This is a genomic window from Pseudomonas sp. HMSC065H01, assembly GCF_001815235.1.
Lineage (GTDB): Bacteria > Pseudomonadota > Gammaproteobacteria > Pseudomonadales > Pseudomonadaceae > Pseudomonas > Pseudomonas aeruginosa.
Map to the genome: position 1 here is coordinate 14,190 of NZ_KV819916.1, position 25,122 is coordinate 39,311.

The following is a 25,122-nucleotide window of genomic DNA, read 5'->3' on the forward strand; positions in this document are numbered from 1 at the left end:
CCGCTGGCTCCCGCGAATCGGTGACCTTCGCCGCCGACTGGCTCGCGGCACGTCCTGTGCCGCCGGCGCCGCGCCATCGACGCGCCGCCCTGGAAAACCGCGGGACCCGGCCTCGGCCAGTGTCCCGCCAAAATCACTGGCTGGGAAGCAGCCCGCCGATGCCGCTCGGCGGCGTTATCGGCGCGGCCGGCAACCACTGGCCGGCGAAACCGAGAATGAAGTTCTTCGACCAGTCGGCAACCATCAGGAAATGCGGCATCAGCACCGACTGCTGCCACCAAGGGTCCTGCTGTACCGGGGCCAGGCTGAGCAGGCCGACCAGCAGCACGACCAGCAGTACGCCGCGCGCACCGCCGAAGACCATGCCGAGGAAGCGGTCGGTGCCGGAGAGGCCGGTGACCCGGATCAGTTCGCCGATGAGGTAGTTGACCAGCGCCCCGAGCAGCAGGGTCGCGATGAACAGCAGCGCGCAGGCTGCGATGATGCGGGCCGAGGGGGTCTGGATGTACTCGCCCAGGTGCTGCGCCAGCGCCCCGCCGAACATCCAGGCCACCGCGCCGGCGACTATCCAGGTAAGCAGGGACAAGGCTTCCTTGACGAAGCCGCGACTCAGACTGATCAGGCTGGAAACGACGATGATGGCGACCATCGTCCAATCGACCCAGGTAAATGCCACTATGCAGCCCACAAGCAGAAAAGGCGCTGCATTTTAGCAGAGCGCGCCCGCGACGGTAAGCCGCGGGTCGCGGTCAACCGCGTTCCGGCTGGAAGCGCACGACGAAGCCGTTGAGCTTCTGCTGCTTGCTCAACTGGTCGCGCAGGCGATCCGCCTCGGCGCGCTGGATCACCGGCCCGACGAAGACCCGGTTCATCCCGTCGAAGCTGCGGATGTAGGCGTTGTAGCCCTGGGAGCGCAGGGTCTTCTGCAATTCCTCGGCGCGCGCCCGGTTGGACAGGCTGGCAAGCTGTACCGACCAGCTCTGCGGCAGGTTGTTGGCGTCCAGGCGCTTCTCCGCGGGCGGCGGGCTCGGCGGCGCAGCGGGCGGTTGCGGCTGGCTTGGCGGCAGGCTGGCGGCCGGCGCCTGGGCCTGGGCGGGCGGCTGGGTGGCCGGCGGGGTCGCCGGCAGGCCGCCGATCGGCTGGCTGGGCTGGCCGGCGGCGGCCGGGGAGCCTTCCTCGACGATCTCGGGAGCGATGCCTTCTTCGCCGGGCTGCAGTTCCGGCACCTCGGTCGGCTGCACCTCGACACTGGGCATGGCCGGCGATTGCGGGCGCGGCGGCGCTTCCACCACGACCTGGCGCGACTCGTCTTCGCGGGTGAACAGCATCGGCAGGAAGATCACCGCCAGGGCGATCAGCACCAACGCCCCGACGATGCGCTGCTTCAGCCCTCTTTCCAGCAAGGCCATGATTTACTCCCCCTTATCCGTTCTACGGGCCAGCCATTCCAGGCCTTCGGCCACGCTATAGAACGATCCGAACAGCAGAATGACATCATCCGCGGTAGCCTTGGCGCACTGCGCGTCCAGGGCGGCGGCGATATCCGCATGGCTGCTCGCCGGAACCTGGCGCAGGATCAGCGCCGCCTCCAGCTCCGCGGCCGGCCGCGAACGCGGGGTCGGCAACGGTGCAACGGCCCAATCCTGCACCAAGCCGGTCAAGGGTTCCAGTACGCCATCCAGGTCTTTGTCCGCCAGCAGGCCGAAGACCGCCAGGTAGCGTCCTCGTGGCGCTGCGGCACGCAGGCGTTGCGCCAGGTACTGGGCGGCCTGGGGATTGTGCCCGACGTCCAGCAGGAGCTGGCGTGGCTGGCCGTTCCAGGACAGGTCGCGGCGATCGAGGCGACCGGTCACCCGGGTCCGCCGCAGCGCCTCGGCCAGGCGCTCCGCCTGCCAGGGCAACTCGAGCAACGCGTAGGCCTGCAGGGCCAGCGCGGCGTTTTCCATGGGCAACCCGAGCAACGGCAGATCGTGCAGCGCCAGCGCCTGGCCGTCCGCGGCCAGCCCGCGCCAGTGCCAGCCATGATCGGCGAGCGCCAGGTCGTAGTCGCGACCGCGCAGGTAAAGCGGTGCCCCCAGCGCAGCCACCTGCTCCAGCAATGGCTGCGGGGGATCGAGATCGCCGCACAGGGCCGGTTTGCCGGCGCGCAGGATACCGGCTTTCTCGAAAGCCACGCTTTCGCGGGTATCGCCCAGCCAGTCCGCATGGTCCAGGCCGATGCTGGTGATCAGCGCCAGGTCGGCGTCGATCAGGTTGACCGCATCCAGGCGCCCGCCAAGGCCGACTTCCAGCACCGCGAAGTCCAGCCCGGCGCACTCGAACAGCCAGAAGGCGGCCAGAGTGCCCATTTCGAAATAGGTCAGGGAAATCTCGCCACGTGCGGCCTCCACCGCGGAGAAGGCGTCGCACAGTTGCGCATCGCCGGCCTCGACGCCATCGATCCGCACCCGCTCGTTGTAGCGCAGCAGGTGCGGCGAGCTGTAGACCCCGACCGACAACCCCTGCTCACGCAGCAGTTCGGCGAGCAGGGCGCAGGTGGAGCCCTTGCCGTTGGTCCCGGTAACGGTGACCACGCGTTTCGCCGGCCTTCCCAGGCCGAGCCGGCGCGCTACCTCGCGGGAACGCTCCAGGCCCATGTCGATGGCCGTCGGATGGAGTTGTTCGAGATAGCTCAGCCAATCGGCCAGGGAACGCTGGGTCATGCGGATACGGGGCTCGGCGAATGAGTGAAGGCCGACAGCAGATTGGCCAGGCGCGGCCGCAACTCGGCACGATGCACGATCATGTCGATGGCGCCATGCTCAAGGAGGAACTCGCTACGCTGGAAGCCTTCCGGCAGCTTCTCGCGGACGGTCTGCTCGATCACGCGGGGACCGGCGAAGCCGATCAGCGCCTTGGGTTCGCCGACGATCACGTCGCCGAGCATCGCCAGGCTGGCGGAAACGCCGCCGTAGACCGGGTCGGTCAATACCGAGACGAACGGGATGCCTTCTTCGCGCAGGCGCGCCAGGACCGCCGAGGTCTTGGCCATCTGCATCAGCGAGATCAGCGCTTCCTGCATGCGCGCGCCGCCGGAGGCGGAGAAGCAGATCAGCGGGCAGCGCTTCTCCAGGGCGACGTTGGCTGCGCGAACGAAGCGCTCGCCGACGATGGCGCCCATCGAACCGCCCATGAAGGAGAACTCGAAGGCGCAGGCGACCACCGGCATACCCTGCAGCTTGCCGCTCATGGCGATCAGCGCGTCCTTCTCGCCGGTGTCCTTCTGTGCCGCGGCGAGGCGATCCTTGTACTTCTTGCTGTCGCGGAATTTCAGACGGTCCACCGGCTCGAGGTCGGCACCCAACTCCTCGCGACCGTCCTCATCGAGGAAGATGTCCAGGCGGGTACGCGCGTTGATGCGCATGTGGTGATCGCACTTCGGGCAGACATCCAGGGTCTTTTCCAGCTCCGGACGGTACAGCACGGCTTCGCAGGACGGGCATTTGTGCCACAGGCCTTCCGGTACCGAACTCTTCTGGGACTCGGAACGCATGATGGAAGGGATCAGCTTGTCTACCAGCCAGTTGCTCATGCTCTTTGTTCTCCAGTGCAAGGTCGGGATGGCCGCACCGATCCGGTGACGGCGTCCCTGAGCAAATTCATCTTCGTGACCGCCGGCAGCGGTGGGCCCCACGGCTGCGAAACGTTTCGCGGCCTGTCCCATCCCCCGCCTGCGCGGTCACCTGGGCGATACCCGGCGAGCGGCTATCGCGAAATATCTGGCCTCCCTATCGGCGGCCGGGCGTTGTCGCGGAAACGGCGACACGCTAGTGGACGGCGGCGAGCCGCCCGTCGTCACATCATGTCTCGTCGCGGCGCCGCGAACGCACCGCGTCCACGAACGCGCGGACCCTCGCCGCATCCTTGATTCCCTTGCTCGCCTCGACGCCACCGCTGACGTCCACCGCGTAGGGCTTGACCTGCTCGACTGCCCTGCCGACGTTATCCGGCGTCAGACCGCCGGCCAGCACCAAGGGTTTGCCCAGGTCGGTCGGCACCAGCGACCAGTCGAACGCCGCCCCCGTGCCGCCGGGCACGCCTTCCACATAGGTATCCAGGAGAATCCCGGCAGCTCCCGGATATGCCGCCGCGCGCCCGACGATGTCGTCGCCGGGCTTCATCCGCAGGGCTTTCAGGTAGGGTCGCCGATGCCCCTCGCAGTCCTCGGCGCGCTCGTCGCCATGGAATTGCAGCAGGTCCAGCGGCACCGCATCGAGAATCTCGCCCAGTTCGCAGCGGCTGGCGTTGACGAACAGGCCGACGCTGGTCACGAACGGCGGCAGGGCACGAACGATTTCCCGCGCCCGATGGATATCCACCGCCCGCGGGCTCTTCGCATAGAACACCAGGCCGATGGCATCGGCGCCCGCCGCGGCGGCGGCCAGGGCGTCCTCGACTCGGGTGATACCGCAGATCTTGATGCGAACGGCTGGCAACGACGGAGAATCCTCGGCGAGTGAGCGACGAACCGCCGGACGGCCGGTCCGGCGGGAATTCTCGATGGTAGCAAAAGCCCGATTCGACGTCAGCCGACGATATCGGGCAATCCGGAAAGGAAATGCGGCCCCAGGTAGCGCTCGGGCAACTCGAACTCCCCGGGGTACTCCACCCGCACCAGATAGAGTCCGTAGGGGTGAGCGGTGACCCCACCGGCGCGCCGGTCGCGCGCCTCGAGCACCTCCTTCGCCCATTCGATCGGCCGCTCGCCGGCACCGATGGTCATCAGGACGCCAGCGATGTTGCGCACCATATGGTGAAGGAAAGCGTTACCGCGGATGTCCAGCACGATCAACCGACCATGCTCCAGCAAGCGCACGTGATGCATGGTCTTGACCGGCGACTTGGCCTGGCACTGCACCGCCCGGAACGAGGTGAAGTCATGGGTGCCGACCAGTACCTGGGCCGCCTCGCGCATCCGCCCGATATCCAGCGGCCGATGGTTCCAGGTGACCTCCTCGGCCAGGTGCGCCGGGCGGATCGGATCGTTGTAGATGGCGTAGCGATAGCGCCGGGCCATGGCCGAGAAGCGCGCGTGGAAATGCGCCGGCATCACCCTCGCCCAGGTCACACTGATATCCGCGGGCAGGTTGGCGTTGGTGCCCATCACCCATGCTTTCAACGGGCGCTCCACCACGGTGTCGAAATGCACCACCTGGCCGCTGGCATGAACGGCAGCGTCGGTACGGCCGGCGCAGATCACCCCGACCGGCTCGGCGGCAACCTTCGACAAGGCGCGCTCCAGCGCTTCCTGCACGGAAGGCACGCCGGCTTCCTGGCGCTGCCAGCCACGATAGCGGGAGCCCTTGTACTCGATGCCGAGGGCGATTCTGGAAACGCCAGCGGCAGCCGATTCGGCTGCCGCTGGCGGAACAACATCGTTCATGAGGGTCGCTTCATTTCCGGATCAGGCCAGGCGCTCCAGCAACTCGCGGGCTTCCGCCTGCTGGCTGTCGTTACCTTCGGCCAGGACTTCGTCGAGGATATCGCGCGCGCCTTCGCTATCGCCCATGTCGATATAAGCGCGAGCCAGATCCAGCTTGGTCGCCGCTTCGTCGGCACCGGAGAGGAAGTCGAAGTCATCGTCGGCGTCTCCGTCCAGGGCGGAGGCGACCGCTGCATCCTCGGCGGAGAAACTCGGCGCCGCGCTCTTCGGCTCGTCAAGGTTGCTGGCCAACTCGTCCAACTGCGCACTCACCTCGTCCAACTGGGCGGCGAAACTGTCCTCGCCCTTCTCCGGAGCGGCCGGCTCCGTCGGCTCGTCGGCCAGCGACAGGTCGAAGTCGTCCGGCAGGGACAACGCCGGCTCTTCGGCAGCCTCGGTATCGAGGGTGAATTCGTTGTCGGCTGGCGCCGCGGCGGGCACCTCGTCGTTCAGCGAAAGCAGGAAGTCGTCGTCCGAAAGCTTGTCTTCCGGCGCATCGAGATCCAGGGAGAAATCGCCCAGGTCGTCATGCTTGGGTTGGCTCGGAGTCTCTGCCAACTCCGCGAAATCCAGGCCGAAGTCGAGATCGTCGACAGGCTTGTCCGCCGCGGTCGAGGCCGCCAGGTCCAGATCGCTGTCCAGGGTCAGGTCGTCCAGCGCCCCGCTGTCGGACTTGAGGTCGGCCTGCACGTCGTCGCTGCCAAGATCGCCGCCACCCAGGTCGTCCAGGCTCAGGTCGAAGGCGTCGTCGAGATCCTGTCCTGCCGCATCCGGCTTGGCCGCGTGACCGCTGTCGTCGAGCGACAGGTCGTCGAGGCTGAAACTATCCAGCTCGTCCTGCGCCAGCTTGGCGCCGGCCAGGCCGGCAACCGCGGCGACCGCGACCATTGCCGGATAGCGCGACTTGAGCTGCTCGACCTGCGGCTGTGCGCCGCCGATTTCGCGCAGCTCGTTTTCCTGGCGAGCGAAACCTTCGCGATCGCCCATCTCGGCATAGACTTCCATCAGCTTGAGGCGCAGGTCGGTGCGCTGCGGCTCGTCGTAGATGGCGTTCTGCAACAGTTCGGCGGCCTGGTTGAAACGCCCGTAGGCGATATAGATGTCGGCCTCGCCCAGCGCATCGGAAGTCTGCGCGGTGGTCTTCTCGACCTGCGGCGCAGCGGCTGCGACCTGCGGTTCAGGCTCGTCGAGGGTCAGGTCGTCGAAGCCGTCCTTTCCCAGGTCCAGCGCATCCTCCTGTTCCTCGCCGGCATCCGCGGCGAAAGCCTGGGCTTCTTCCTTCTCTTTCTGCGCATTGCGCCGCGACAGGATCATCAGCAGCACCAGCAACGCCAGCAGTGCGCTACCGCCGATCACCGCCAACCACAGCGGGTTGGCCAGCAGTTCGTCGAGGAAGCTCGGTGCCGGCTGTTCTGCCGCCTGTACCGGAGCGGGCGCCGGAACGGCAGGTGCCGGAGGCTTCTCGGCAGCTGGCGCGGGCGGCGGCGCCACCGGAGGCTGCGCCGGAGCGGCGGGTGCTTCTCCGGCCGGAGCAGGAGTCGGCGCTGCCGCAGCGGGAGTCCCGGGCTGAGCCGGCGCCTGCGCGGCTGCATTGGGCTGGGACGCATCCGGCAGGGCTGCGTTCGGCTGGGCTGCGCCCTGGCCTTCTGCGCCCAACTGCCCTTGCAGCTTGGCCAACTGGGCGTCCTTCAACTGGATCAACTTCTGCAGCTTGTCCAGTTGGCTCTGCAGATCCTGCATGCGGCTCTGCAATTCCTCGTTCTCGCGGCGAGTGCTGTCGAGGCTTTCCTTGGTCACCGCCAGGGTATCGGCGATCGCCTTGCTGTCGCCCTTCCCGCCCTTGTCGGCCCCCTTGCTGGCCTTGCCTTCGCCAGACACCAGGCGCAGGTTGTCCGTGGCGTCGACCTTGGATGGCGCCGACCCGGCGGCATTGCGCTGGGTCGCATCCAACTGCCTGGCGCCAGCGCTGCCCGCGGCCGGATTGCGGCTGCCGCGCCAGCTCTGGTTCTGCGCCTGCACCTGGGACAGCGCCTCGCGCGGCGAGCGCTCCAGCATCTGCTGTTCGGTGGGAATGCGCAGGACCTGGCCGCTCTTCAGCCGGTTGATGTTGCCATCGACGAAGGCGCCCGGATTCAGTTCCTGGAACGCAAGCATCGCCTGGGGTACGGAAACGCGATCGGTACGGTTGCGCTGGGCGATCTCCCAGAGCGTGTCGTTGGAAACGGTGCGATAGGTGTCGCTGCCTGCCGGCGCGGTGGTACGCACCGGAGCCGGAACCTGCGGGGCTCGCGGGGCGCCGGTCACGCGCGGCGCGCTGACCGGCGCTTGCGGAGCGCTTGCCGCGGCCTGCGGGGAGTACAGCGGCGGATCCAGCAGGACGGTGTACTCGCGCAGCAGGCGGCCGTTCGGCCAGAGCACCTGGACCAGGAAGTTCAGGTAGGGCTCCTGCACCGGCTTCGACGAGGTCACGCGAATGACGCTCTTGCCGTTGGGCTTCACCACCGGCGTGAACTTCAGGTCGGTGAGGTAGTACAGGCGATCGACGCCCGCCTTGCTGAACTCTTCCGGCGACGCCAGGCTCGGGATCACCTCGCCCGAACCCAGGTCACGAACTTCGAGCAGCTCGATCTCGGCATCCAACGGTTGGTTCAACGCCGACTTCAGGGTGATTTCCCCCAGTCCCAATCCATGCGCCATGCCGGAAGTCAGGACCGAGGCCGCCGCGATTGCCCGAACCAGTGTACGAAGCCGAACCATAGTGTAATCCCTTGGTTTTAATATCTTTTCTCGTTTCACGAGAGGGAGTGCGTCGGTGCTTGCTGTCCGCTCGCCCAGCCATGCATGGACGGACGCTCCCCGGCAGCAGCGGATCGAACCAGTATTAACAAGCTCGAATAATTCTACAAATCTGTGGGTAAGTATCTTTTACAGATAGTGTTTTATCAACAACTCACCCAGGAGCACGGCATTCAGCGCGGCACCTTTTCGCACATTATCAGACACAATCCACAAATTGACCTGACAGGGATCAGCCTGCCCCGCCCTCACCCGGCCGACATAGGTCTCGTCCTGGCCGAGGGCATCGCCGACCACCGTCGGATAATCGCCCTCGCCGACCCATTCGATACCTTTCGTCGCATCGAGGACCCGCGTCACTGCGGCCAGGTCCACCGGTTCCGCGCACTGCAGGGTCACGCTGAGGCTATCGCCGAAGAATACCGGCGCCTGGATGCAGGTAACGTTCAACGGTCCGATACGCTCGCCAAGCAAGGCCTGCACCTCCGCGAAGATGCGCCGCTCGATCGCGCTGTGTCCCTCGGCATCCACCGCTCCGACCTGCGCGAGCAGGTTGAAGGCGATCTGGCGGTCGAAGAGACGCGGCTCCAGGGGGCGCGCATTGAGCAGTTCGGCGGTCTGCCGGGCGAGTTCCTTGACCCCTTCGCGCCCCAGGCTGGAGACGGAGAGGCAGGCTGTCAGGTTCAGTTGCCGGCAATCCAGCGTGGCCAGGAGTGGCGCAAGCACTTCGCACAGTTCGGCGGCTACGGCGCAAGGACTGGACAAAAGGAACGGCGCCGCTTGCGAGGCCAGGCGTTCAGCATTCACCGAAACCATGACCGGCGGTGCGACGCTCGGTTCCAGGGCGCCGCTCAGGTCGATCACCGAACAACCCGCCGCGCGGGCGCGCTCGGCATGGGCACGCGACACCTCGGCTGCCGCGGCGAAGAAGGCCAGGCCGACACCGGAAAAATCGAAGCTATCGACATCGCCGACGCGCAGGCTGCTTTCGGCGAAACCCATGCGCTGCCCGGCCGACTCGGCGCTGGCCAGCAGGTGCAGACGATGAAGCGGGAAGTCGCGTTCGTCGAGGAGACCGACCAGAGCCTCGCCAACCGATCCGGTGGCGCCTACGACTGCGACATTGAGGGGCTGGGACATGGGAAAAGCCTCGGCGGTCTGCGAAATAGGCGTGGCACTTTACTTGCCCACCTTCGCCCAGGCAATCGAGGCGCCGCCCATTGCGGACGGCGCCGGATCGATCAGCGCTCCAGCAGGATGCGCAACATGCGCCGCAGCGGCTCGGCAGCGCCCCACAGCAACTGGTCGCCGACGGTGAAGGCGCCGAGATACTGGGAGCCCATGTTCAACTTGCGCAGGCGCCCGACCGGAACGCTCAGGGTGCCGGTGACGGCGGCCGGGGTCAGCTCGCGCACGCTTACCTCGCGGTGGTTCGGCACCAGCTTGACCCAGGGATTGTGCTGGCTGATCAGGCCCTCGATGTCGGTCAGCGGCACATCCTTGTTCAACTTGATGGTCAGCGCCTGGCTGTGGCAACGCATGGCGCCGACGCGCACGCAGATACCGTCGACCGGGATCGGGTTCTTGAAGCGGGCGAGGATCTTGTTAGTCTCCGCCTGGGCCTTCCACTCTTCGCGGCTCTGCCCGTTGGGCAGTTCCTTGTCGATCCAGGGGATCAGACTGCCGCCCAGCGGCGCTCCGAAATGCTCGGTGGGGAAGGCTTCGCTGCGCAGGGTCTCCGCCACCTTGCGGTCGATGTCGAGGATCGCGCTGGCCGGGTTGGCCAGGTCATCCGCCACCGATGCATGGGCGGCGCCCATCTGCTTGAGCAGTTCACGCATGTTCTGCGCGCCGGCGCCGGAGGCGGCCTGGTAGGTCATGGCACTCATCCACTCGACCAGGCCGGCGTCGAACAGCCCGCCCAGGGCCATCAGCATCAGGCTGACGGTGCAGTTGCCGCCGATGTAGTTGCGGGTGCCGGCGTCCAGAGCCTGGTCGATGACCTTGCGGTTGACCGGGTCGAGGACGATCACCGCGTCGTCTTCCATGCGCAGACTGGAGGCGGCATCGATCCAGTAGCCCTGCCAGCCGGCCTCGCGCAGCTTGGGGAATACTTCGCTGGTGTAGTCGCCGCCCTGGCAGGTCAGGATCACGTCGAGGGTCTTCAGCTCGTCGATGCTGTAGGCGTCCTTCAGCGGAGCGATGTCCTTGCCCACTTCCGGGCCCTGGCCACCGACGTTCGACGTGGTGAAGAACACCGGCTCGATCAGGTCGAAGTCCCGCTCTTCCAGCATCCGCTGCATGAGTACGGAACCCACCATCCCGCGCCAACCGATCAGACCTACACGCTTCATCGCAACTACACCTATATGAGAGAAGTGAGCTGGCCGGCAGCCATCATGGCGCCGGCCAAGCCCGTCAGATTACAGATTCTTGAGTGCCGCGACTACGGCATCGCCCATTTCCCGGGTGCCGACCTTGCGGCAGCCTTCGGACCAGATGTCGCCGGTGCGCAGCCCCTGGTCGAGGACCTTGCTCACCGCCTGCTCGATGGCGTCGGCGGCGGTCGCCTGGCTGAAGCTGTAGCGCAGCATCATCGAGACCGAGAGGATGGTCGCCAACGGGTTGGCGATGCCCTGACCGGCGATGTCCGGGGCGGAACCGTGGCAGGGTTCGTACATGCCCTTGTTGTTCGCGTCGAGCGAGGCAGAAGGCAGCATGCCGATGGAACCGGTCAGCATGGAAGCCTCATCCGACAGGATGTCGCCGAACATGTTGTCGGTGACCATCACGTCGAACTGCTTGGGCGCGCGCACCAGCTGCATGGCGGCGTTGTCCACGTACATATGGGAAAGCTCGACGTCCGGGTAGTCCTTCGCCACCTCTTCCACCACTTCCCGCCACAGCTGGCTGGAGGCGAGGACGTTGGCCTTGTCCACCGAACAGAGCCTGTTGTTGCGTACGCGGGCCATGTCGAAACCGACGCGGGCGATACGACGGATTTCGCTCTCGCTGTACGGCAGGGTGTCGTAGGCCTGGCGCTCGCCGTTCTCCAGCACGCGCTGTTCGCGGGGCTGGCCGAAGTAGATGCCGCCGGTCAGTTCGCGGACGATGAGGATGTCCAGCCCGGCGACCACTTCCGGCTTCAGGCTGGAGGCCGCGGCCAGTTGCGGGTAGAGGATGGCCGGACGCAGGTTGGCGAACAGGCCCAGTTGCGAACGAATCTTCAGCAGACCGCGCTCGGGACGGATATCGCGTTCGATCCTGTCCCATTTCGGCCCTCCTACCGCGCCCAGCAGCACCGCATCGGCCTGGCGCGCGCGCTGCAGGGTCTGGTCGGCCAGCGGCACGCCGTGCTTGTCGATGGCCGCGCCACCGATGACGTCCTCGGCCAGTTCGAAGCCGAGCTGGAACCTGTCGTTGGCCAGTTCCAGCACCTTGACCGCTTCCGCCATGATTTCCGGGCCGATACCGTCACCGGGGAGAACCAGGATCTGCTTGCTCATAAAACCCTCTTGTCCTTCATTCATTGAACGGCGGGCATGCGCCGCCGCGATCGAACCGTCACTCCCGACGCAGCCACAGCACCAGCACGTCGGTGCTGAACGAGCCGTCGTCGGCAATCTCGAAATACTCCCTGACTTCCTCGCCCACCGCCAGCTGCAGGCTGCGGATCGCCTGGCGGAACACCTCCGGCGTACGCATCCGCTCGACCCACGACTGGAACTCCAGGCGCAGGCGCTGGCGCCGGCTTCCGGTTACCAGCAAGCCCGCCTCGCCGCTCAGGCGCGCCCACTCGGCCGGCGAGTAGTTGCGCACATGGCTGGTGTCGCGGAGCAGCTCGACGGTCTGCAGGAAGGTGTCCGGCAAGGCCTGCCCGGGCGCCGCCACGTCGACGAAGATCGCCACCCCGCCGGGCTTGAGCACCCGCCGCACCTCGCGCAGGGCCAGGCCGACATCGCGCCAGTGATGGGTGGAATAGCGACTGAAGACGAAATCGAACTCGCCGTCGGCGAAGGGCAGGCTCTCCGCCTTGCCCTGTTCGGTACGGATGTTCGCCATGCCCCGTTCCGCGGCGCTCTGCGCCACCACGGCGAGCATCTCGGCGGAAAGATCGTAGGCCACCACCTCCCCTGCCAGGGCGGCGACCTGGAAGCTCACGTGGCCGGCGCCGCAGCCCAGGTCGAGGACCCGCGCTTCCGGGCGCCCGGCCAGGGCGTCGCGCAGCAAGGCGAATTCCTCGCCCTGGGCATGCACGGCGCTGCTCAGGTAGGCCGAAGCCTGGGCGCCGAACTGGCGCTGGACAACGTCATCGTGGTCGCTCATGAACCTACTCCGGGAGAAAAACCGGGCGCACCCTACCCAGGATGCGCCCGGCAAGGGGACTCGCGTGGCGCTCAGCGGAACAGCCAGGGCTGCTGCTGGCGGTAGCCGTCCTCGAAGGCACGGATCGCATCGGCGTCCTGCAGCGTCAGGCCGATGTCGTCGAGGCCGTTGAGCAGGCAATGCTTGCGGAACGGGTCGACCTCGAAACCCAGCACCTTGCCATCAGGACGGGTAACGGTCTGCGCCGCCAGGTCGATGGACAACTGGTAGCCTTCGTTCGCCTCGACCTGGCGGAACAGTTCGTCCACCTCGGCCTCGGGCAGGATGATCGGCAGCAAGCCGTTCTTGAAACTGTTGTTGAAGAAGATGTCGGCATAGCTCGGTGCGATCACCGTGCGGAAACCGTACTCGTCCAGCGCCCAGGGCGCGTGCTCGCGAGACGAGCCGCAGCCGAAGTTCTCCCGCGCCAGCAGTACGCTGGCGCCCTGGTAGCGCGGCTGGTTGAGGACGAAGTCCGGGTTCAGCGGACGCTTCGAGTTGTCCTGTCCCGGCTGCCCGACATCCAGGTAGCGCCATTCGTCGAACAGGTTGGGGCCGAAGCCGGTGCGCTTGATCGACTTGAGGAATTGCTTGGGAATGATCTGATCGGTATCGACGTTGGCGCGATCCAGCGGAGCGACGAGACCGGTCGTCTGGGTATAGGGTTTCATCTCGGTTCTCCTCAGGCGAGCAATTCGCGGACATCGATGAAGCGGCCGTTGACGGCCGCGGCGGCGGCCATCGCCGGGCTGACCAGGTGGGTACGGCCACCGGCGCCCTGACGGCCCTCGAAGTTGCGGTTGGAGGTCGAGGCGCAGTGTTCGCCGCTCTCCAGCCGGTCCGGGTTCATCGCCAGGCACATGGAACAGCCCGGCTCGCGCCATTCGAAGCCGGCCTCGATGAAGATCCGGTCAAGGCCTTCCTTCTCGGCCTGCTCCTTGACCAACCCGGAACCCGGCACCACCAGCGCCTGCTTGATGGTCGCGGCGACCTTGCGGCCCCTGGCCACTTCGGCGGCGGCACGCAGGTCCTCGATCCGCGAGTTGGTGCAGGAACCGATGAATACCCGGTCCAGCTGGATGTCGGTGATCGCCTGGTTCGGCCGCAGGCCCATGTACTTCAAGGCGCGCTCGATCGAACCGCGCTTGATCGGGTCGCTCTCGCGGGCCGGGTCCGGCACGTTCTGGTCCACCGCCAGGACCATTTCCGGCGACGTGCCCCAGCTGACCTGCGGCTTGATCTGCGCGGCGTCCAGCTCGACCACGGTATCGAAGCGGGCATCGGCGTCCGACACCAGCCCCTGCCAGCAGGCGACGGCCTGGTCCCATTGCTCGGCGCTCGGCGCGAAGGGCCGGCCCTTCACGTAGTCGATGGTCTTCTGGTCGACGGCGACCAGGCCGACGCGGGCGCCCGCCTCGATCGACATGTTGCAGATGGTCATCCGCCCTTCGATGGACAGGTCGCGGATGGCGCTGCCGGCGAACTCGATGGCGTGGCCGTTGCCGCCGGCGGTGCCGATCCTGCCGATCACCGCGAGGACGATATCCTTCGCCGTGACGCCGGCCGGCAGCCTGCCTTCGACCTTGACCAGCATGTTCTTCATCTTCTTCGCCACCAGGCACTGGGTCGCCAGCACATGCTCTACCTCGGAAGTGCCGATGCCGTGGGCCAGCGCGCCGAAGGCGCCGTGGGTGGAAGTGTGCGAGTCGCCGCAGACCACGGTCATCCCCGGGAGGGTCGCGCCCTGCTCCGGACCGACCACATGGACGATGCCCTGGCGCACGTCGTTCATCTTGAATTCGGTGATGCCGAAGTCGTCGCAGTTCTCGTCGAGGGTCTGCACCTGCAGGCGCGAGACCTCGTCGGCGATGGCGGCGATGCCGCCCTTGCGCTCGGTGCGGGTGGTCGGCACGTTGTGGTCCGGGGTGGCGATGTTGGCGTCGATCCGCCACGGCTTGCGCCCGGCCAGGCGAAGACCCTCGAAGGCCTGCGGCGAGGTCACTTCGTGCAGGATATGGCGGTCGATGTAGATCAGCGCCGAACCGTCGTCGCGCTGCTTGACCAGGTGCATGTCCCAGAGTTTGTCGTAGAGGGTCTTGCCGGCCATCGGGATTTCCTCATCAGCTCATTTCTATGCCCACAGGGCTTGTGAGGATGATCCTATGGCTTGTCTACGAATAACTCAAATTCATATTTTTCATCCAAAGCATTCCCAACAGGAATCCATTGGCGCTAAGCTCCGGGCAGCCGAAACCAGCGGAGGCCCGCAATGGACCTGAACAGCCTCAACACCTTCATCGCCATTGCCGAGACCGGCAGCTTCTCCGAAGCCGGCGAGCGCCTGCACCTGACCCAACCGGCGGTGAGCAAGCGCATCGCCGCCCTCGAACAGCAGCTCAATGCCCGGCTGTTCGACCGGGTCGGCCGCGAGGTCAACCTCACCGAGGCCGGCCGCGCCCTGCTGCCGCGCGCCTACCAGTTGCTCAACGTGCTCGACGACACCCGCCGGGCGCTGAACAACCTCACCGGCGAGGTCAGCGGCCGGCTGGTCCTGGCCACCAGCCACCACATCGGCCTGCATCGCCTGCCGCCGCTGCTGCGCGCCTTCACCCGGGCGCATCCGCAGGTGGCGCTGGATATCCAGTTCCTGGATTCGGAAGTGGCCTACGAGGAGATCCTTCATGGTCGTGCGGAACTGGCGGTGATCACCCTGGCCCCGGAAACCGCCGAACCGGTGCGCGCAGTCCCGGTGTGGGACGACCCGCTGGACTTCGTCGCCGCCCCGGAGCACCCGCTGGCCCGACAGGGCACGGTGTTCCTCGCCGACGTCGCCAAGCACCCCGCGGTATTCCCCGGCGGCAACACCTTCACCCACCACATCGTGCGGCGCATGTTCGAAGCCGAAGGGCTGACGCCGAACATCGCCATGAGCACCAACTACCTGGAGACCATCAAGATGATGGTCTCCATCGGCCTGGCCTGGAGCGTGCTGCCGCGGACCATGCTCGACGACCAGGTGGTGCGCCTGCCGCTGCAGGACATCCAGCTCAGCCGCCAGCTCGGCTATATCCTGCACACCGAGCGGACCCTGTCGAACGCCGCGCGCGCCTTCATGCGCCTGCTCGACGAACAGGCATTCGGCAACGGCACTCCAGCGGCCTGAAGCGATTCAGGTCGGACGCCACGGGTAGGCCCTCCCCTCTTTGCCGTCCGCGGCCAGCGCTCACCCGACCTGCATGCCAATGCCCTCGCGACTCAGCCCTCGCCGACCCACGCCTGCACCTCGACCTCCACGTCGACCCCCAGCGCCAGCCCGGCGGTCACCGTCGAGCGTACCGGCAAGGCCCCCTGCACATGACGCTGGTAGACCTCGTTGAAACCGGCGAAGTGGGCCATGTCCGACAGCCAGACGGTGACCTTCACCAGTTGGTCGAAACGCGCGCCACAGCTCTCCAGGGTCTCGCCGATGCGTGCCATCACCGCTTCGGTCTGGGTCTGGATATCGCCACGTACCACCTCGCCGGTCGGACTCATCGGCACCTGTCCGGAAAGAAACAGGAAGCCGCCGGCCCGCACCGCGCGGGAAAAGGGAAACGGCAGGCTGCTGGGGTAACGCTGGATGTCATCGCTCATCTGGATTGCCTCCTGTGGATGAAGCGCTAGGAAGAAAAGCTTTCGGCCGCGGAATCGGCGTATTCATGTAGCACTGCGATCAACCCTGGCTCATATCGACGCGCTCCGCCAGAAAGTCCAGGAACGCCCGCACGCGCAGCGGCAGATAGCCGCCCTGGCCGACGTAGACGGCGTGGACTTCCTCCAGGTCGCCTGGGTTGTATGCCTCGAGCACGGGAATCAGGCGCCCGGCGGCTATGTCCTCGCGCACCTGGAACGCGGCCAGCCGCGCCAGGCCCAGGCCGGCCACGGCCAGACGGCGCAGCGCCTCGCCATCGCTGGCCTGGGCGTTGCCCGACAACGGCACCACGAGTTCCTCGCCGGCGTCCCGCAGCGGCCAGCCGGAGCGCGTTCGCACATAGTTGGCGCCGAGGCGGTTGTGCCCCAGCAGCGCCTGCGGCGTGGCCGGCATGCCATGCCGGGCCAGATAGGCCGGCGCACCGACGATCAGCATGCGCGTGCTCCCCAGCTTGCGCGCCACCAGGCTCGAGCTTTTCAGCGGCCCCGCGCGCACGGCCACGTCGGTGCGCTGCTCGAGGATGTCGACGACCTCATCGGTCAGCACGATATCCAGCGTCACCTCGGGATGCTGCGCGAGGAACTCGGGCAGCAGCGGCAGCAGGAAGTGATGCCCGAAAGGCACGTTGGCGTTGACTCGCAAGCGCCCACGCGGCGCCGCGTTTTCGCTCGCACACCGCTCGGCCTCCTCCAGGTCGGCCAGGATACGCACCCCGCGCTCGTAGAACGCGCATCCCTCGGGTGTCAGTTGCAATTTTCGGGTGGAGCGGTTCAGCAAGCGGGTTCCCAGGCGCTGTTCGAGCCGGGTGATCAGCTTGCTGACTGCCGAGGGCGTCATGCCGCAACGTCGAGCGGCGGCGGAAAAGCCCCCCGACTCGACGACCCGGGCAAACACCTCCAGTTCGCCGGAACGGTTGACTTCAAGCCGGGCCATGGCGCCCTGCCTGATGATTTCGCTTCATAAATGATATTCCCCGCTACGGTCTATTTCCCTTAAATCTTTGAATTCATCATCAGCTACAGGATAACCACTGAATTCAACGACATGAAACGACCCATCGAAAGACTTCCCGCCGCGACCTCCAGCGCAACCCGGGCCTTCGCGCTCGCGACGAGCCTGTTGTACGCCTGCGCCGCGCCGGCCGCTTCCTGGACCGCCAGCTGGCAGGCCAGCCCGCAGCCGGTCTGGGCTGAGGACTTCCTGTTTCCCAGCAACGTGCCGGCCGAACTGCACGACCAGACGGTGCGGCAATTGGCGCGAATCAGCCTGGGAGGAACGCGCGTGCGCATCGTCCTGGCAAATACCTATGGAAGGCGCCCGATCCGGATCGGCCGGGCCACCCTGGCCAAACCGGGTTCCGAGCGCGCCGCGGTCGCCACCGGCAGCCTGCATGACGTGACCTTTGGCGGACGCCGGACGGCGACCATCGCGCCCGGCGCCACGCTACTCAGCGATCCGGTGGCGATGCCGGTGGCCGCGCTCTCGCAGGTGCTGGTGAGTCTCTACCTGCCGGCCGCCACGCCCATGGAAACCTTCCACTGGGACGGCCGCCAGACGGGCTGGATCGTCGCCGGCGAGCAGACCCAAAGCCACGCATTGCAGCTGGACGCGGCGGACAGCCAGAGCACCACCGCGCGCCTGCTGTTGACAGGTATCCTGGTTGAAACCGAAGCGGCAACGCGGACGCTGGTGACGCTCGGCGACTCGATCACCGACGGAGCCAGCGCCAGCCTCGACCGGAACAGCCGTTGGCCGGACTTCCTCGCCGAACGCCTGGCGCCGCATGGCGTCGCCGTGGTCAATGCGGGGATTTCCGGCGCCCGTCTGCTGAGCGACGGCATGGGCGCGAGCGCGCTGGCACGTCTGGACCGCGACGTACTGGCCCAGCCAGGCGCAAGCAGCATGGGGGTGATGCTCGGCATCAACGACATTGCCTGGCCCGGTACCGCTTTCGCCCGGAATGCCGCACCGCCCACCCTGGAAGCGCTGATCGCCGGCTACCGGCAATTGATCGAACGGGCGCACAACCGGGGTATCCGGGTCGTCGGCGCGACCCTCACGCCGTTCGAGGGCGCACTGCCCGGCACGCCGTTGAGCGATTATTACCATCCCGCCAAGGAAGCCCTGCGCAGGCAGGTTAACGAGTGGATCCGTCATGCCGGCGCCTTCGATGCGGTGATCGACTTCGACGCGGCATTGCGCGATCCGGAGCAGCCGTCGCGGCTCGCCGCGCGCTACGACTCCGGCGACCATCTGCACCCCAGCGACGAAGGCAACCGGGCGATGGCGGCCGCCGTCGACCTCGACGTCCTGCTGGACGAGGTGCCCGACGGCCTACCGGCGGAGCCCCGGGCCGATAGCGTAACGAAATGAAAAAAGGCGCCCGAAGGCGCCTTTTTTCGATCACCGCTGACGGTTACTGGTTGTCCAGTGCCGGGCGCTGGCCATTGATGGCGATACGCTTCGGCTTGGCTTCTTCCGGAACCAGCCGCACCAGGTCGATGTTCAGCAGGCCGTTGGCCAGCGAAGCCGCCTTGACCTCGATATGGTCGGCGAGGCGGAACGACAGCTTGAAGGCGCGCTGGGCGATGCCCTGGTGCAGGTAGGTCACGTTGTCCGTGGACTTCTCGCGCTTGCCGCCACTGACGGTCAGCACGCCGCGCTCGACCTGCAGGTCCAGGTCTTCTTCCTGGAAGCCGGCGGCGGCGATAACGATGCGATACTCGTCGTCACCGTGCTTTTCGACGTTGTAGGGCGGGTAGGTACTCCCGGCCTCATTGCGCAGGGCCGACTCGAACAGATCGTTGAAGCGATCGAAGCCTACGGAATGACGGAACAGCGGGGCGAGGGAAAAAGCGTTGCTCATTGCGAATCTCCTGAATTATCAGCAAGTACTCTGGTGCGGAACCCGTCTTCGGCATCCCGCACGAACTAGATAGGGATCGTCGGAAGTATTTCAAGAGCCTTGAGAACGACCGTTCGTCGTGCTCAGATCGAAACTCATCCTTTCGAGAACCGTCGCCATGGAACGCGCAATCCCGACCTTCCCCTGCCGCGATCTGGACAGCGCCAGCGCCTTCTACCAGTCCCTCGGCTTCCACCTTGGCGCTCGCTATCCGACCTACGCCATCCTCCAGCGCGGCGCCCTGGAGCTGCACCTGTCGCTGTTCGAAGCGCTCGAACCGAAGACCAACTGCAGCGCTGCCTACCTGCGCCTGGAGGACGTCCAGGCACTGCATCGCCAGGCCGTGGCCCTCGGCCTGGGCAGCCAGGGGATTCCACGCATCACGGCCCTGGAAGACCAACCCTGGGGCATGCGCGAATTCGCCCTGGTCGATCCCGACGGCAACCTGCTGCGGGTCGGCCAGGAGCTCGATGCGACGCCAGAGCAACACCGGGTTCGCCTGGCCAGCGGCGACGACGTCCCCGCGGTGGCCGCGCTCTGGCAAGCCAATGTCCGCGAAGCCGGAGAAACCCTGGATGCCGGCGACCAGCAGGCGATCCAGGCACTGCTCCTGGCCGCCTCGCGCAACCGCTTGCTCTGGCTGGCGGAGGCCCAGCAGCATCCCCGCGGTTTCGTCCTCGCCCACCTGTGGCAGATCGAGGACGGTCAGGCACGGGTGGGAGAGATCGCAGAGCTCTACGTACTGCCGCAGGCCCGTCGCCAGGGCCTGGCCCGGGAACTGGTGGGCAGTGCCGAGGAGGCCCTGCGCTCGCGCGGCGCCGGCCTGATCCGCGCGCAATCGGCCCTCGACGCGCCGCTGTCCAACCTGTTCTGGCAGGGCCTGGGCTGGGACGCCGACTACCTGACCTTCACTCGCTACTGACCTGGGGAGCATCATCATGCGCAACGTCATGCTGATCACCGGAGCCAGCCGCGGCATCGGCGCCGCCACCGCTCTGCTCGCCGCCGAACGCGGCTATGCGGTCGTCCTCAACTATCTGCGCAACCGCGAGGCCGCCGAAGCGCTGCGCCAGCGCATCGAGCGCCAGGGCGGCGAAGCCCTGGCGGTGGCGGCCGACGTAGCCGAGGAAGGCGATGTCGAGCGGCTGTTCGCCGCCATCGACGAACGTTTCGGCCGCCTCGACGTGCTGGTCAACAACGCCGGCGTGCTGGAAGCGCAGACGCGCCTGGAAAACATCGACGCGGCGCGCCTGCACAGGGTATTCGCGACCAACGTGACCGGCAGCTTCCTCTGCGCCCGCGAGGCGGTGAAGCGCCTGTCGACCCGCCACGGCGGGCGCGGCGGCAGCATCGTCAACGTATCCTCGATGGCCTCGCGGCTGGGATCGCCCAACGAATACATCGACTATGCCGCCGCCAAGGGCGCCATCGACAGCATGACCATCGGGCTGGCCAGGGAAGTGGCGGCGGAGGGTATCCGGGTCAACGCGGTGCGGCCCGGACTGATCGATACCGAGATCCACGCCAGCGGCGGCGAGCCCGGCCGTATCGAACGCCTGAAGGGCGGCATACCGCTAGGACGCGGCGGTACGGCGGAGGAAGTCGCGCGGGCGATTCTCTGGCTGGCGTCGGACGAAGCCAGCTACAGCACCGGCACCTTCATCGATGTCAGCGGCGGCCGCTAGGCCTGCTACGCAAGCTAGGCCGCCTGGCTGAACGACACCTGCAACAGCCGGTCGATGGCTTCGCAATCGCTTTCCCGGCGAATCCGCGCGAACAGCTCGACGGCTTCGGGATAGGTGCGCGTGAGCATGCCCAGCCACTGCTTGAGACGCCCCGGGGCATAGCGCGGGGCGAGCTTGCGCCGGGCCTGTAGCCAGAAGTCGCGCAGCAGCGGCAACAGCTCGCTCCAGGGCATCTCGTGGATTTCGCCGCCATCGCGCCAGGCGGCGATCTGCCGAGCCAGGCCAGGACGCGAGACCAGGCCGCGACCGAGCATGATGTCCTCCACCCCGCTGACCTCGCGACAACGCAGGTAGTCGTCGAGCGTCCACACTTCGCCATTGGCGAACACCGGCACGCGCACCGCCTCGGCCACCCGCGCCACCCACTCCCAGTGCGCCGGCGGCCTGTAGCCATCGACCTTGGTCCGGGCATGCACCACTACATGGGCCGAGCCGCCGTCGGCCAGGGCCCGCGCGCAATCCAGGGCGCCGTCGGGACTGTCGTAGCCCAGGCGCATCTTCGAGGTCACCGCAATCTCGCTCGGCACCGCGCGACGCACGGCGGCGACGATGTCGTGCATCAGCTCCGGCTCCTTGAGCAATACCGCGCCGCCGCGCGAGCGGTTCACGGTCTTGGCCGGACAACCGAAGTTCAGGTCGATCACCGGGGCGCCCAGCTCACAGGCGAACGCGGCGTTATCCGCCAGGCACGCAGGATCGGAGCCGAGCAACTGCACACGCATCGGCGTCCCGGCGCGGGTCCGGCTGCCGTCGCGCAGCTCCGGCGCCAGCTTGTGGAAAGCCGTGGCCGGCAGCAGGCGATCGGTGATGCGGATGAATTCGGTGACGCACCAATCGATGCCGCCGACGCGGGTCAGCACGTCGCGGAGGATTTCATCCACCAGACCTTCCATCGGCGCCAGGGCGATTTGCACGAACCACTACCTCGAAAATGACAGGCGGCGGATTCTAGAGAATCCGCCGCCCGGAACAAAGTGCGAATGCCTGCCGGCCGACGCACGACGGGTCAGGCCCCGGCGAGCAGAGCCTGGCCGTAGCCGTCGATGAACTCCGCCGGCATCCGCTTCGGCTTGCCGCTGGACAGTTCGATGCAGACGAAGGTGGTCTGCGCCCGCAGCAGCGTGGCGCCATCCGCCGGGCGTACCAACTGGAAGCGCCGGTTCATCCGCAGGCGCTGGTCGGACTCGACGATCCAGGTCGCCAGTTGCAGTTCGTCGCCCTCGTAGGCCGCGGCCAGGTAGTCGATCTCGTGGCGCAGCACCGCCATCGCCCGGTCCAGCCGGCGGTACTCGGCCAGGTCCAGGCCCAGCCGCTGCGAGTGGCGCCAGGCGCAGCGCTCCAACCAACTGACGTAGACGGCGTTGTTCGCGTGGCCGAGCCCGTCGATGTCCTCGGCGAGGACCCTGAGGTCGATCACGAACGGATCGGCGTAGTCCCAATTCATCAATGCTGCTCCAGGCTGCCGGCCAGTTCGCGCGCTTCCCTGGCCAGTTGTGTGATCTGATCCCAGGCCCGCGCCCGGATCAGGCTCGGCGGCGCCAGCCAGGTGCCGCCGACACAGGCGACATTGGGCAGGCGGAGGAAATTCAGCAGGTTGTCCAGGTTGACCCCGCCGGTCGGGCAGAAGCGGATGCCGGTGAACGGCCCCTTCAGGCTTTTCAGCATTTTCACGCTGGCAGTGCCATCGGCCGGGAACAGCTTCAGCGAGCGATAACCGTACTCCAGCGCCAGCAACACTTCCGAAGGCGTCATCACCCCGGGCAGGTATGGCAGGCCGGCATCCTCCGCGGCGGCGGCAAGGCGCGGCGTGCATCCGGGGCTGACGGCGAACTGCGCGCCCGCGTCGCGTGCCTCGAGAAACTGCTCGGTGTGAATCAGGGTACCCGCCCCCAGCAGGACCTCGGGCACCTCGCGATGGATGGCGGCGATCGCGTCCAGCGCCTGCGGCGTGCGCAGCGTCACTTCCAGCACCGTGACGCCGCCCGCATACAACGCGCGCGCCAGGTCGGGCGCCAGCGCCACGTCCTCGATCACCAGCACCGGCAATACCGGGCTGGCCTGCAGCAGGACCCGATCCAGCGGCAATGTCATGGGCATTCCTCGATTCGAAACGGCTCGCCCCGCCGGATCGCTCCGCGCGGGCCACAGCGCTTTTTACCGAAGAACCGAGGTCAGGACAACGACAACCCCTCTGCTACGCGCCTCAGGAAGCGCTCGCCGTCTTTTCCACGCGCCGGCAAGCGCGCATCGCCGGACGCTCCTCGAGCAGCGCCAGCAGCGACTCGCTCAGCCTGCGCTCGCCGAGCAGTCGGTGGTGGCCGCCGCCCGGCAGGCGCAGCAAGCGACTGGCCGGCCAGGCGGCATGGATGCGCTCGGCATTTTCCACCGCTACGCGCGGGTCGTCGTCGGCATGCACCACCAGTCCGGGCATTTCCAGACGGTAGCGCGCCACATCCAGGCACGCCGCGGATACGCCCGCCTGACGCTCGACCAGGCGGATGAAATGCGAGCGAGCCAGGGCCGGCAAACCGACGAAACGAGCGAACAGGCGCAACTGTTCGAGAATCCGCGACGGCGCTGAGACCGTCACCAGCGCTTCGCTGCGCAGCCCCATCTGGGCCGCCAGCAACGCCGCCGCGCCACCCAGGGAATGACCGACCACCGCACGCAGCGGCGGCAACTCGCCAGCGGCCTCCAGCAAGGCGTGGGCGAACAGCACCACGTTCGCCTCCCTGCCCGGCGAGCGGCCATGGGCCGGCGCATCGAGGGCATACACCGAATAACCCGCGCCAACCAGTTGCTCGATCAGATGGGCGAACTGTGTCGGCCTGCCGGCCCAGCCATGCAGCAGCAGGACTGCCGGCCCCTCGCCCCAGCGCAACACCGACAGCCCGAAGCGCAGAGTGACGCGCTCCGAGCTGGCCAGCAGCGGCAGCTCCCAATCCTTCGGCGGCCACTCGCCAGGCATCATGAACGCCCGACGCATACGCTCGGCCGTCCAACGCGGCGCGATGCGGCCGATCGTCCCGTTGAAACCGCGAATCCAGGTCAGGCTGCTCATCTCGTACCTCCTCAGTTCACCGCCTGCTTGGCGGCACGCAGAACCCGGTCGGACAGCTCGCCCGGCCCCAATGCCCGGGCCAGCGCCAAACCGCCAATCATCAACACCAGGTCGGCCAGGGCGACGTCGGTTTCCTCGGGACTTTCCGCCAGGCTGGCGACCATGATCTCGACATGCCTGCTCAAGACCTCGCGAAACCCCTCCGGCAGGCGCGCCACCTCGGCGAGGGTCGCCGGCAGCGGACAACCGGCGTCGACCTGTGCGTCCCGATGCTTGCGCGACAGGTAGAAGGCGGCCGCCAAGGCCCGACGCTCCTTTCCCGACAATCCGGGGTCGAGTTCACCGAGCAGTTCGCGGCGCTTGCCGAGCAATTGCTCGAAAGCCTCGAGCATCAGCGCATCCTTGCTCTGGAAGTGGGCATAGAAGCCGCCGACGGTGAGCCCCGCCGCGCCCATCACTTCCCCGACGCTAGGCTCGACGGCGCCCCGCTCGAGCAGGGCCTGGGTGGCGGCACCGAGGATGCGGGCACGGGTCTGGGTTTTCTTGTCGCTCATGACGGGCTCCGAAAATATTATGGATGAAATATTATATGCATAATAAAAATCGGCAAGCGTACGGCCGGACCGTCTGTCAGGAAATTCGAAAAGGGAAAAAACAAAAGGGCCATTCCAATTCGGAATGGCCCTATAGAGCCCCGCAGAGCGGGAAAAAGTGGCGTCCCCTAGGGGACTCGAACCCCTGTTACCGCCGTGAAAGGGCGGTGTCCTAGGCCACTAGACGAAGGGGACGAAACCTTCGTAGGAATCCGCAAAACCAACCGCGTATTCCCGGCAATTTGGTGGAGCTAGACGGGATCGAACCGTCGACCTCTTGCATGCCATGCAAGCGCTCTCCCAGCTGAGCTATAGCCCCGAATTCGCCATCAGGCGAGCGATCTTCCGATCGCTTCGACAACCTTCCGGTCATCGACACGCTCATCCATTGCTGGGACGGATGAACATGAAATGGCGTCCCCTAGGGGACTCGAACCCCTGTTACCGCCGTGAAAGGGCGGTGTCCTAGGCCACTAGACGAAGGGGACAATGAAACCTTCGAAAA

At 66.7% G+C, this 25,122-nt stretch carries 25 protein-coding genes and 3 tRNA genes; 4 read left to right on the forward strand and 24 right to left on the reverse strand.

The window, feature by feature from the left end; translation table 11 throughout:
• Positions 1-133: 133 nt before the first annotated feature.
• The 13 genes from HMPREF3014_RS25285 to leuC all read right to left on the reverse strand — a co-directional run bounded on the left by HMPREF3014_RS25285 (position 134) and on the right by leuC (position 14,729).
• The gene (locus tag HMPREF3014_RS25285; RefSeq protein ID WP_003113932.1) at positions 134-676 is read right to left on the reverse strand and encodes a CvpA family protein; all 543 of its coding nucleotides are present in this window, start codon (positions 674-676) and stop codon (positions 134-136) included.
• 73 nt (positions 677-749) lie between these two features.
• A complete protein-coding gene (locus HMPREF3014_RS25290) occupies positions 750-1,409 on the reverse strand; it encodes an SPOR domain-containing protein (protein ID WP_003147893.1) in 660 nt (219 codons plus the stop codon).
• Positions 1,410-1,412: 3 nt separating this feature from the next.
• Positions 1,413-2,702, reverse strand: coding sequence for a bifunctional tetrahydrofolate synthase/dihydrofolate synthase (gene folC / locus HMPREF3014_RS25295; RefSeq protein ID WP_023087154.1), 1,290 nt, complete (start codon positions 2,700-2,702; stop codon positions 1,413-1,415).
• Positions 2,699-3,571, reverse strand: coding sequence for an acetyl-CoA carboxylase, carboxyltransferase subunit beta (gene accD, locus HMPREF3014_RS25300; protein ID WP_003104199.1), 873 nt, complete (start codon positions 3,569-3,571; stop codon positions 2,699-2,701). The genes folC and accD overlap by 4 nt, the downstream gene beginning before the upstream one ends.
• A 268-nt stretch (positions 3,572-3,839) precedes the next feature.
• Complete coding sequence (locus HMPREF3014_RS25305; RefSeq protein ID WP_003104200.1) at positions 3,840-4,475, reverse strand: phosphoribosylanthranilate isomerase; 636 nt, start codon at positions 4,473-4,475, stop codon at positions 3,840-3,842.
• An 89-nt stretch (positions 4,476-4,564) separates the two neighbouring features.
• On the reverse strand, positions 4,565-5,422 hold the full coding sequence (gene truA, locus HMPREF3014_RS25310; RefSeq protein ID WP_015502643.1) for a tRNA pseudouridine(38-40) synthase TruA: 858 nt from the start codon (positions 5,420-5,422) through the stop codon (positions 4,565-4,567).
• A 21-nt stretch (positions 5,423-5,443) separates the two neighbouring features.
• Positions 5,444-8,218, reverse strand: coding sequence for a motility hub landmark protein FimV (gene fimV, locus HMPREF3014_RS25315; RefSeq protein WP_023087153.1), 2,775 nt, complete (start codon positions 8,216-8,218; stop codon positions 5,444-5,446).
• Between the two features lie 168 nt (positions 8,219-8,386).
• Positions 8,387-9,397 (reverse strand): aspartate-semialdehyde dehydrogenase, encoded by a 1,011-nt coding sequence (locus tag HMPREF3014_RS25320; protein ID WP_010793225.1) that lies wholly within the window; start codon positions 9,395-9,397, stop codon positions 8,387-8,389.
• Between the two features lie 101 nt (positions 9,398-9,498).
• A complete protein-coding gene (gene asd, locus HMPREF3014_RS25325) occupies positions 9,499-10,611 on the reverse strand; it encodes an aspartate-semialdehyde dehydrogenase (RefSeq protein ID WP_003111187.1) in 1,113 nt (370 codons plus the stop codon).
• A gap of 69 nt (positions 10,612-10,680) precedes the next feature.
• On the reverse strand, positions 10,681-11,763 hold the full coding sequence (leuB, locus tag HMPREF3014_RS25330; RefSeq protein ID WP_003091395.1) for a 3-isopropylmalate dehydrogenase: 1,083 nt from the start codon (positions 11,761-11,763) through the stop codon (positions 10,681-10,683).
• A 58-nt stretch (positions 11,764-11,821) separates the two neighbouring features.
• The gene (locus HMPREF3014_RS25335; RefSeq protein ID WP_003115017.1) at positions 11,822-12,583 is read right to left on the reverse strand and encodes a class I SAM-dependent methyltransferase; all 762 of its coding nucleotides are present in this window, start codon (positions 12,581-12,583) and stop codon (positions 11,822-11,824) included.
• Between the two features lie 71 nt (positions 12,584-12,654).
• Positions 12,655-13,293 carry a 3-isopropylmalate dehydratase small subunit gene (gene leuD, locus HMPREF3014_RS25340; RefSeq protein WP_003091398.1) on the reverse strand — a complete coding sequence of 213 codons (639 nt, stop codon included), beginning with the start codon at positions 13,291-13,293 and terminating at the stop codon, positions 12,655-12,657.
• 11 nt (positions 13,294-13,304) lie between these two features.
• Positions 13,305-14,729 (reverse strand): 3-isopropylmalate dehydratase large subunit, encoded by a 1,425-nt coding sequence (gene leuC / locus HMPREF3014_RS25345; RefSeq protein WP_003091399.1) that lies wholly within the window; start codon positions 14,727-14,729, stop codon positions 13,305-13,307.
• A gap of 162 nt (positions 14,730-14,891) precedes the next feature.
• Here leuC and HMPREF3014_RS25350 point away from each other — a divergent pair, with 162 nt between their 5' ends.
• On the forward strand, positions 14,892-15,785 hold the full coding sequence (locus tag HMPREF3014_RS25350; protein WP_003091401.1) for a LysR family transcriptional regulator: 894 nt from the start codon (positions 14,892-14,894) through the stop codon (positions 15,783-15,785).
• Positions 15,786-15,877: 92 nt separating this feature from the next.
• Here the strand turns inward: HMPREF3014_RS25350 and HMPREF3014_RS25355 are convergent, their stop codons facing one another.
• The gene (locus HMPREF3014_RS25355) at positions 15,878-16,255 is read right to left on the reverse strand and encodes a RidA family protein (protein ID WP_003091402.1); all 378 of its coding nucleotides are present in this window, start codon (positions 16,253-16,255) and stop codon (positions 15,878-15,880) included.
• A gap of 79 nt (positions 16,256-16,334) precedes the next feature.
• Complete coding sequence (locus HMPREF3014_RS25360) at positions 16,335-17,246, reverse strand: LysR family transcriptional regulator (protein ID WP_010793228.1); 912 nt, start codon at positions 17,244-17,246, stop codon at positions 16,335-16,337.
• A 111-nt stretch (positions 17,247-17,357) separates the two neighbouring features.
• Here HMPREF3014_RS25360 and HMPREF3014_RS25365 point away from each other — a divergent pair, with 111 nt between their 5' ends.
• A complete protein-coding gene (locus tag HMPREF3014_RS25365) occupies positions 17,358-18,686 on the forward strand; it encodes an SGNH/GDSL hydrolase family protein (protein WP_070734529.1) in 1,329 nt (442 codons plus the stop codon).
• Between the two features lie 43 nt (positions 18,687-18,729).
• Here HMPREF3014_RS25365 and HMPREF3014_RS25370 read toward each other — a convergent pair whose 3' ends face one another.
• Complete coding sequence (locus HMPREF3014_RS25370) at positions 18,730-19,179, reverse strand: Hsp20 family protein (protein WP_003091405.1); 450 nt, start codon at positions 19,177-19,179, stop codon at positions 18,730-18,732.
• A 157-nt stretch (positions 19,180-19,336) separates the two neighbouring features.
• On the opposite strand from HMPREF3014_RS25370, the gene HMPREF3014_RS25375 reads away from it, so the two are divergent.
• Positions 19,337-20,140 carry a GNAT family N-acetyltransferase gene (locus HMPREF3014_RS25375; protein ID WP_023087151.1) on the forward strand — a complete coding sequence of 268 codons (804 nt, stop codon included), beginning with the start codon at positions 19,337-19,339 and terminating at the stop codon, positions 20,138-20,140.
• 16 nt (positions 20,141-20,156) lie between these two features.
• Positions 20,157-20,903 carry an SDR family oxidoreductase gene (locus tag HMPREF3014_RS25380; RefSeq protein ID WP_003091407.1) on the forward strand — a complete coding sequence of 249 codons (747 nt, stop codon included), beginning with the start codon at positions 20,157-20,159 and terminating at the stop codon, positions 20,901-20,903.
• A gap of 14 nt (positions 20,904-20,917) precedes the next feature.
• On the opposite strand, the gene HMPREF3014_RS25385 is transcribed toward HMPREF3014_RS25380, so the two are convergent.
• From HMPREF3014_RS25385 to HMPREF3014_RS25420, 8 genes are all read right to left on the reverse strand, one after another.
• Positions 20,918-21,877: a tRNA dihydrouridine synthase gene (locus HMPREF3014_RS25385; protein ID WP_023087150.1), complete on the reverse strand. Its 960-nt coding sequence runs from the start codon at positions 21,875-21,877 to the stop codon at positions 20,918-20,920.
• Positions 21,878-21,969: 92 nt separating this feature from the next.
• Positions 21,970-22,407, reverse strand: coding sequence for an acyl-CoA thioesterase (locus HMPREF3014_RS25390; RefSeq protein ID WP_003107647.1), 438 nt, complete (start codon positions 22,405-22,407; stop codon positions 21,970-21,972).
• Positions 22,407-23,054 carry a bifunctional 4-hydroxy-2-oxoglutarate aldolase/2-dehydro-3-deoxy-phosphogluconate aldolase gene (locus HMPREF3014_RS25395; protein WP_003091412.1) on the reverse strand — a complete coding sequence of 216 codons (648 nt, stop codon included), beginning with the start codon at positions 23,052-23,054 and terminating at the stop codon, positions 22,407-22,409. The genes HMPREF3014_RS25390 and HMPREF3014_RS25395 overlap by 1 nt, the downstream gene beginning before the upstream one ends.
• Before the next feature lie 112 nt (positions 23,055-23,166).
• A complete protein-coding gene (locus HMPREF3014_RS25400) occupies positions 23,167-24,024 on the reverse strand; it encodes an alpha/beta fold hydrolase (RefSeq protein ID WP_023087149.1) in 858 nt (285 codons plus the stop codon).
• An 11-nt stretch (positions 24,025-24,035) separates the two neighbouring features.
• Positions 24,036-24,578 (reverse strand): TetR/AcrR family transcriptional regulator, encoded by a 543-nt coding sequence (locus HMPREF3014_RS25405; protein WP_003091415.1) that lies wholly within the window; start codon positions 24,576-24,578, stop codon positions 24,036-24,038.
• A gap of 158 nt (positions 24,579-24,736) precedes the next feature.
• Positions 24,737-24,812: transfer RNA gene (locus HMPREF3014_RS25410), tRNA-Glu, on the reverse strand.
• Between the two features lie 48 nt (positions 24,813-24,860).
• Positions 24,861-24,936, reverse strand: a tRNA-Ala gene (locus tag HMPREF3014_RS25415).
• A 93-nt stretch (positions 24,937-25,029) separates the two neighbouring features.
• Positions 25,030-25,105 (reverse strand) — tRNA-Glu (locus HMPREF3014_RS25420).
• Between the last annotated feature and the right edge of the window lie 17 nt (positions 25,106-25,122).

Excerpts from the sequence above, each read along its gene's own strand:
- HMPREF3014_RS25290 (WP_003147893.1), bottom strand. The coding sequence starts at position 1,409 with ATGGCCTTGCTGGAAAGAGGGCTGAAGCAGCGCATCGTCGGGGCGTTG.
- folC (WP_023087154.1), bottom strand. The coding sequence starts at position 2,702 with ATGACCCAGCGTTCCCTGGCCGATTGGCTGAGCTATCTCGAACAACTC.
- accD (WP_003104199.1), bottom strand. The coding sequence starts at position 3,571 with ATGAGCAACTGGCTGGTAGACAAGCTGATCCCTTCCATCATGCGTTCC.
- truA (WP_015502643.1), bottom strand. The coding sequence starts at position 5,422 with ATGAACGATGTTGTTCCGCCAGCGGCAGCCGAATCGGCTGCCGCTGGC.
- fimV (WP_023087153.1), bottom strand. The coding sequence starts at position 8,218 with ATGGTTCGGCTTCGTACACTGGTTCGGGCAATCGCGGCGGCCTCGGTC.
- HMPREF3014_RS25320 (WP_010793225.1), bottom strand. The coding sequence starts at position 9,397 with ATGTCCCAGCCCCTCAATGTCGCAGTCGTAGGCGCCACCGGATCGGTT.
- asd (WP_003111187.1), bottom strand. The coding sequence starts at position 10,611 with ATGAAGCGTGTAGGTCTGATCGGTTGGCGCGGGATGGTGGGTTCCGTA.
- leuB (WP_003091395.1), bottom strand. The coding sequence starts at position 11,763 with ATGAGCAAGCAGATCCTGGTTCTCCCCGGTGACGGTATCGGCCCGGAA.
- HMPREF3014_RS25335 (WP_003115017.1), bottom strand. The coding sequence starts at position 12,583 with ATGAGCGACCACGATGACGTTGTCCAGCGCCAGTTCGGCGCCCAGGCT.
- leuD (WP_003091398.1), bottom strand. The coding sequence starts at position 13,293 with ATGAAACCCTATACCCAGACGACCGGTCTCGTCGCTCCGCTGGATCGC.
- leuC (WP_003091399.1), bottom strand. The coding sequence starts at position 14,729 with ATGGCCGGCAAGACCCTCTACGACAAACTCTGGGACATGCACCTGGTC.
- HMPREF3014_RS25350 (WP_003091401.1), top strand. The coding sequence starts at position 14,892 with ATGGACCTGAACAGCCTCAACACCTTCATCGCCATTGCCGAGACCGGC.
- HMPREF3014_RS25355 (WP_003091402.1), bottom strand. The coding sequence starts at position 16,255 with ATGAGCGATGACATCCAGCGTTACCCCAGCAGCCTGCCGTTTCCCTTT.
- HMPREF3014_RS25360 (WP_010793228.1), bottom strand. The coding sequence starts at position 17,246 with ATGGCCCGGCTTGAAGTCAACCGTTCCGGCGAACTGGAGGTGTTTGCC.
- HMPREF3014_RS25365 (WP_070734529.1), top strand. The coding sequence starts at position 17,358 with ATGAAACGACCCATCGAAAGACTTCCCGCCGCGACCTCCAGCGCAACC.
- HMPREF3014_RS25370 (WP_003091405.1), bottom strand. The coding sequence starts at position 19,179 with ATGAGCAACGCTTTTTCCCTCGCCCCGCTGTTCCGTCATTCCGTAGGC.
- HMPREF3014_RS25375 (WP_023087151.1), top strand. The coding sequence starts at position 19,337 with ATGGAACGCGCAATCCCGACCTTCCCCTGCCGCGATCTGGACAGCGCC.
- HMPREF3014_RS25380 (WP_003091407.1), top strand. The coding sequence starts at position 20,157 with ATGCGCAACGTCATGCTGATCACCGGAGCCAGCCGCGGCATCGGCGCC.
- HMPREF3014_RS25390 (WP_003107647.1), bottom strand. The coding sequence starts at position 22,407 with ATGAATTGGGACTACGCCGATCCGTTCGTGATCGACCTCAGGGTCCTC.
- HMPREF3014_RS25395 (WP_003091412.1), bottom strand. The coding sequence starts at position 23,054 with ATGACATTGCCGCTGGATCGGGTCCTGCTGCAGGCCAGCCCGGTATTG.
- HMPREF3014_RS25400 (WP_023087149.1), bottom strand. The coding sequence starts at position 24,024 with ATGAGCAGCCTGACCTGGATTCGCGGTTTCAACGGGACGATCGGCCGC.
- HMPREF3014_RS25405 (WP_003091415.1), bottom strand. The coding sequence starts at position 24,578 with ATGAGCGACAAGAAAACCCAGACCCGTGCCCGCATCCTCGGTGCCGCC.